Annotated in this window: 1 protein-coding gene; it reads right to left on the reverse strand. The window is 74.7% G+C overall.

The features are described from left to right. On the reverse strand, positions 1-1,705 hold a 1,705-nt coding region (locus ACGFWE_RS42925), incomplete at both ends, for a WD40 repeat domain-containing protein (protein ID WP_393606075.1).

The raw sequence follows: 1,705 nt of genomic DNA on the forward strand, positions 1-1,705 counted from the left end.
GTGCCGTCAGCCGCGGTGAATCCCGCCAGCGCCCGCACCCGATGGAAGCGGTCGATGTGGATGTCGCTGTCCTGTGGTCCGGTGGCCGGGTCCCAGATGCGAACGCTCCCGTCGGCGCTGGCGGTGGCGAGGCGGGGGGTGCCGTCAGCCGCGGTGAATCCCGCCAGCGCCCGCACCCGATGGAAGCGGTCGATGTGGATGTCGCTGTCCTGTGGTCCGGTGGCCGGGTCCCAGATCCGCACGCTCCCGTCGGCGCTGGCGGTGGCGAGGCGGGGGGTGCCGTCAGCCACGGTGAATCCCGCCAGCGCCCGCATACCGCCGGCTCGGCCGGTGTGGATGTCGCTGTCCTCTCGTCCGGTGGCCGGGTCCCAGATCCGCACGTTCCCGTCGGCGCCGGTGGTAGCGAGGCGGGGGGTGCCGTCAGCCACGGTGAATCCCGCCAGCGCCCGCACCCGGAGGAAGCGGTCGATGTGGATGTCGCTGTCCTCTCGTCCGGTGGCCGGGTCCCAGATCCGCACCCTCTGGTCGTCGGCGCCGGCGGTGGCCAGGCGGGGGGTGCCGTCGGCCGCGGTGAACCCCACCAGCGCCCGCGCACCGCCGGGGTGGGCGATTTGGAGGGTGCCGTCCGGTCGTCCGGTGGCCGGGTCCCAGATCCGCACGCTCCCGTCGGCGTCGGTGGTGGCCAGGCGGGGGGTGCCGTCAGCCGCGTCGAACCCCACCAGCACCCGCACACCGCCGGGGTGGCCAGTGTGGATGTCGCCGTCCGGTCGTCCGGTGGCCGGGTCCCAGATCCGCAACCTCTGGTCGTCGGCGCCGGCGGTGGCCAGGCGGGGGGTGCCGTCGGCCGCGGTGAACCCCACCAGCGCCCGCACACCGCCGGGGTGGCCAGTGTGGGTGTCGCTGTCCTGTGGTCCGGTGGCCGGGTCCCAGATGCGAACGCTCCCGTCGGCGCCGGCGGTGGCGAGGCGGGGGGTGCCGTCGGCCGCGGTGAACCCCACCAGCGCCCCCACTCCGAGGGGGTGGCCAGTGTGCAGGCCGTGGATGTCGCTGTCCGGTAGTCCGGTGGCCGGGTCCCAGATGTGCACCCTCTGTTCCTCGGTGATGGTGGCGAGGCGGGGGGTGCCGTCGGCCGCGGTGAATCCCGCCAGCGTCTGCACACCGCCGGGGTGGCCGGTGTGGGTGTCGCTGTCCTGTGGTCCGGTGGCCGGGTCCCAGATGCGAACGCTCCCGTCGGCGCCGGCGGCGGTGGCGAGGCGGGGGGTGCCGTCGGCCGCGGTGAACCCCACCATCACGTGCACACCGCCGGGGTGGCCGGTGTGGATGTCGCTGTCCGGTAGTCCGGTGGCGGGGTTCCAGATGTGCACCCTCTGGTCGCCGGCGCCGGTGGTGGCCAGGCGGGGGGTGCCGTCGGCGGCGGTGAACCCCACCAGCGCCCGCACTCCGAAGGGGTGGCCAGTGTGGATGTCGCCGTCCCATCGTCCGGTGGCCGGATTCCAGATGCGCACCCTCTGGTCGCCGACGCCGGTGGTGGCCAGGCGGGGGGTGCCGTCGGCCGCGGCGAACCCCACCATCACGTGCACCCGGTGGAGGTGGCCGATGCCAATGTCGCCGTCCGGTAGTCCGGTGGCGGGGTTCCAGATGTGCACCCTCTGGTCGTCGGCGCCGGTGGTGGCGAGGCGGGGGGTGCCGTCGGCGGCGGTGAACC

Source organism: Streptomyces sp. NPDC048523 (assembly GCF_043199815.1).
In the GTDB taxonomy this organism is placed as follows: domain Bacteria; phylum Actinomycetota; class Actinomycetes; order Streptomycetales; family Streptomycetaceae; genus Streptomyces.